Origin of the sequence: Streptomyces laculatispora (assembly GCF_017353455.1) — a bacterium.
In the GTDB taxonomy this organism is placed as follows: domain Bacteria; phylum Actinomycetota; class Actinomycetes; order Streptomycetales; family Streptomycetaceae; genus Streptomyces; species Streptomyces laculatispora.
Genome location: NZ_JAFMPZ010000287.1, coordinates 1 through 4,348 on the forward strand (window position 1 = coordinate 1; position 4,348 = coordinate 4,348).

Annotated in this window: 4 protein-coding genes; 3 read left to right on the forward strand and 1 reads right to left on the reverse strand. The window is 71.5% G+C overall.

Features of this window, described 5'->3' with window-relative positions; genetic code table 11:
* Window positions 1-58 precede the first annotated feature (58 nt).
* Entirely contained in the window at window positions 59-724 is a 666-nt protein-coding gene (gene snpA / locus J1C73_RS15835; protein WP_242644239.1) for a snapalysin, read from the reverse strand.
* Window positions 725-1,002: 278 nt separating this feature from the next.
* On the opposite strand from snpA, the gene J1C73_RS15840 reads away from it, so the two are divergent.
* The 3 genes from J1C73_RS15840 to J1C73_RS15850 all read left to right on the forward strand — a co-directional run.
* A complete protein-coding gene (locus J1C73_RS15840; protein WP_207316947.1) occupies window positions 1,003-1,956 on the forward strand; it encodes a LysR family transcriptional regulator in 954 nt (317 codons plus the stop codon).
* Window positions 1,957-2,077: 121 nt separating this feature from the next.
* Entirely contained in the window at window positions 2,078-3,091 is a 1,014-nt protein-coding gene (locus tag J1C73_RS15845) for an NAD-dependent epimerase/dehydratase family protein (RefSeq protein WP_242644240.1), read from the forward strand.
* 194 nt (window positions 3,092-3,285) lie between these two features.
* The coding region (locus tag J1C73_RS15850; RefSeq protein WP_372446692.1) for a choice-of-anchor A family protein at window positions 3,286-4,348 on the forward strand (1,063 nt) is incomplete at its 3' end.

Genomic DNA, 4,348 nt, shown 5'->3' on the forward strand with positions numbered 1-4,348 from the left:
GGCCGAACGAACCCGCGAAGGGCCACCTCGTCCTGCGAGGTGGCCCCTGTCGGCAGGGTCAGGAACCGCTGCGGGCGAGCGCGGCCGCGAAGCCGTTCTGCCACAGGTAGTTCACCTGGTTGCGCTCATTGGCGTTCGGATACGGGTTGGTGCAGGAGGGGCCGGGGCCGCCGCCCGACATCAGCTCGCTGCACGGACCCGAGTAGTGGTCCGGCAGGCCGAGCACGTGCCCGGTCTCGTGGGTCGTGACGCGGGTCGAGTTGTACTGCTGGTTCTGCGCGTAGTCGAGGAAGATGTAGCCGTTGCCGTGTCCGTCGGTGCTGGCGTACGAGCCGCTCGGGTCGTTGCCCTCGTAGTAGGTGAAGTCGGCGTTGGACCCCTCCTGCAGACGGACGTTGGAGACCGAGCTGTTCCAGATCTGCGCGCTGTTGGCTATCTGGGTGCGGAAGCTGGGGGCGTTGGCCGTGCTGTAGACGATGGTGACCGACTGGACGCCCGGGTGGGCGGCCCGCTTCTCGGCCACCGACTTCGCGACCGCCTCGAAGAACGCCTTGTTGGCGGCGGCGCTCTCGTGCGATCCGGAGTGGGCGGTGTACGCGACGTGGGGGGCGGAAGGGGCAGGTGCCGGGGCGGCAGAGGCGAGCGCGGGTGCGGTTCCCAGCGCGGCGGCGAGGCCGAAGCCGAGGCCGAGCACGGCCGACATGACGGTCCTGGGGTGTCTCATGGGGGGTCTCCTACCAGTTACCTGTCCGATGAACCCGTCCGATGATCGGACTCGGACGGGGGCGGTACGGAGAGAGTGTCGGCGAAGCGGAGCCCCGGCGGATGATGCCAACCGGCGATAACACCGCCCTATCACCCCGCTGCCACTCCTGGGCGAGGACGGGATGAAGCGAGAGCACGCAAGCAGTGTCCGGCATTCCAACGACCGCTGAATTGACGGCCTTTGATGGGGTTGGGGCGTCTGGTGCGGCGCGGTCCCGCCGCCCTACGCTCGGCGGTATGGAGCTTGAGGTGAGGCACCTCAGGGCGCTGTGCGCCATCGCCGACACCGGCAGCCTGCACCGGGCGGCCCGCAGACTGGGCGTGAGCCAGCCCTCGCTCACCACTCAGCTGCGCCGGATCGAGAACTCCCTGGGCGCCGAGCTGTTCAGCCGCGAACGCACCGGCTGCCGCCCCACCCTGCTCGGCCACGCCGTTCTCAGCCGGGCCCGCCCGCTCGTGGACGGGATGCGCGCCCTGGTCACCGACGCGAAGGCGGAGGCGGACGCGGCCCGCGCCGGCGGCCCCCGGCTGCGGATCGGCTGCACCGCCAGCCGGGTCGTCGGCGACTGGCTGCGCAGGCTGCGCATCCGGCTGCCCGGCACGGACATCTCGCTGCGGGTCGACGTGTCGGCCCACGCGCTGCTGCGCGCGGTCGAGGCGGGCCGGCTCGACGTCGCCTTCGTGCACGAGGTGGAGGGCTGCCCGCTGTACGTGCCGGACGGTCTGGTGCAGCGGGTGCTCCTGGACCGCGAACCGCAGTTCATCTCGATGGCCCGCGACCACCCGGCCGCCGCCCTGCCCGTCGTCGACCTGGCCGACCTGGCCGCCGACCGGTGGATGGTCGACCCCACGGTGGACGGCGAATGGGACGGTCTGCGGCGGGTGTTCGGCGCAGCCGGTGTCGCGCCGACGGTGCTGCACGGCGACTACCTCACCGCCGCCTCCCTCGTCGTCCTCGGCGAGGCGGTCGCCCCCTGCCAGCCGACCTCGGGCCCGCGCGACGACATGGCGATCCGCCCGCTGCGCGACGACCCGCTCGCCGTACGTCTGCTGCTGGTCTCCCGTCCGGGCGCCGACACGGCGGCGGTGTACGGGGAGTTGGAGGCCGCGTACCGGGAGGCGGCCCGGCAGGCCGACGGGTACCACCAGTGGCTGCTGCGCAACCGGAGCCCGCTCGCCCGTTCCTCCTGAGGACGGACCGGGCAGTGCCTGAGCGGACCGGGCGGTGCCCGAGCACGGACCCGGCCGGGCCCGATTCAGCCCAGAGCGAGGCCGGTTCCGGTTCGGAGCGGGGGGAGGCAGAGTCGGCGTCATGAGGCTTCTGATGCTGGGTGGTACTGAATTCGTCGGCCGGGCCGTCACCGAGGACGCCCTCGCTCGCGGCTGGGAGGTCACGGTGTTCCACCGCGGCCACCACGCGCCGCCGCCCGGCGCGGCCGAACTGCTCGGCGACCGCGCCGCCGGGGGCTCTCTGGCCGCCCTCGAAGCCGCCGGGGGGCCGGGGGGCGGCACGTACACCTGGGATCTGGTCGTCGACACCTGGAGCGGCGCCCCCTCGGCCGTACGGGACGCGGCCCGGCTGCTGTCGAGCCGTGCCCGGCGGTACGCGTACGTCTCCAGCCGCTCCGTATACGAGTACCCGACTCCGGCCGGCCTGCCCGAGGACGGTCCGCTGGTGAACGGTGCCTCACCGGACGACGGTGGAGACGTCTCGTACGCCCTGGCCAAACGGGGTGGTGAACTGGCCGCGCTGGACGCCTTCGGCGACCGGGCGCTGCTCGTCCGCGCGGGACTGATCATCGGTCCCTGGGAGAACATCGGCCGGCTGCCGTGGTGGCTGACACGGATCGCCCGCGGCGGAGCCGTGCTGGCACCCGGGACCCCTGATCTGCCTCTTCAGTACATCGATGCCCGTGACCTCGCCGGATGGCTGCTGGACGCCGCCGAGAGCGGACTGCACGGACCGTACAACCTGGTCAGCCGCCCAGGGCACACCACGATGGGGGAGCTGCTCGACGCCTGCGTGCGTGCCACCGGCTCCGATGCGGAGCTGCGCTGGACCGACACCGGGGCGATTCTCGCGGCGGGCGTGGAGCCCTGGACCGATCTGCCGGTCTGGCTGCCGCCGGGGGAGCTGTACGACAGCGTGCACCAGGGCGATGTCAGCAGGGCGTACGCCACGGGGCTGCACTGCCGGCCGGTCCGGGAGACGGTGGCCGACACCTGGACGTGGCTGTGTGAACTGGGGGGCAGCGCACCGCAGCGGCCCGACCGGCCCGCGGTCGGCCTCGATCCGCAGACCGAGGCGAAGCTGCTGGCGGGCTGACGGGAGCACCCGTCCAGTACCCACCCGAGCACCGGCCCGAGCCGCCGCGCGAGCCGCCGTCCGGGGCTGACCCGGCCGACCGGTCGGCGGAAGGGGGCTGCCCGCCCGGCGTGGCACAGCTGATGAGCACTCAGTAAAGCTGCATATTGCGCTGTATGGGAGCAAAAGCGCGCAGGAGCGGTAAAACCCACCGCGTGGCGGTGACGGTGGCGGCAGCGGCGGCCATGGTGGGGGCCGTCGCACCCACCGCGGCTGCCGTTTCGCTGCCCGGTGGCCTCGGACCGTGTCTGGGGGATGACTGCCCCGCCACCTGGAACGATCCGAACAACGGACCCGTGGTCGGCCACGACAGCAACATCAACATCTACGTCGGTGGTGACTACCTGGTCAGGGAGGCCGCCGCGGAGGCCGAGGGGAAGATCGTCACTCTCGGCCGCTTCGACATGAGCAAACGGGCCGGTGCCTCGCAGATCTACAACGTCGGCGTCGCCGGGGTGGGGTCGCGGGTGCCACCGCCCAACGACTCCGACTTCCTGACGGTGGGCGGCGATCTGAGCATCGCCACCGATGAGCGGCTGCTCGCCGAGGAGGGGCTCAACCACGGTGTGGTGCGATACGCCCAGGGCCTCACCGGGACGGTGATCCCGACCGCGGTCCACGACGCCGACGCCGCCGCTCCGTACACCGAGCTGCGCGACCAGCTGACGGCGGCCAGCCACTGCTACGCGTACGACGACAACAAGGACCACCGGCGCCCGACGACCGGAACGACGCAGAACGACGGCTCCGAGACCGTCTTCACCGGCGACGGCAGCTCCGCTGTCCAGGTCTTCGCGCTGGACGCCGATCTGACCACGGGTTCGGGCGGCCAGGAGGGCATCGTCTTCAACGGCGTTCCCGACGGTGCGACCGTGCTGGTCAACGTCTACGGAAGCACCCGCAACATCAGTACGTACATGGGTGTGTTGCCGCAGTCCGGAATCCGTGAGCGTCTGATGTGGAACTTCCCGGACGCCACCACGATCGGGCTGAAGGGCACCGGTCAGTTCCAGGGCAGTGTGCTGATCGGGCAGCAGTCCAGTGTGGCGACCCTGATGATGAGCGGCACCAACGGCCGCTTCTACAGCGCTGGTTCGCTGACCCACACGTCGGAGGGTGAATCGGGCGGCCAGGAAATGCACGCCTATCCGTTCGACGGCGATCTGCCGGACTGCGGCGAGGAGCCGTCGCCGACACCTACCCCGACGCCCACCCCGA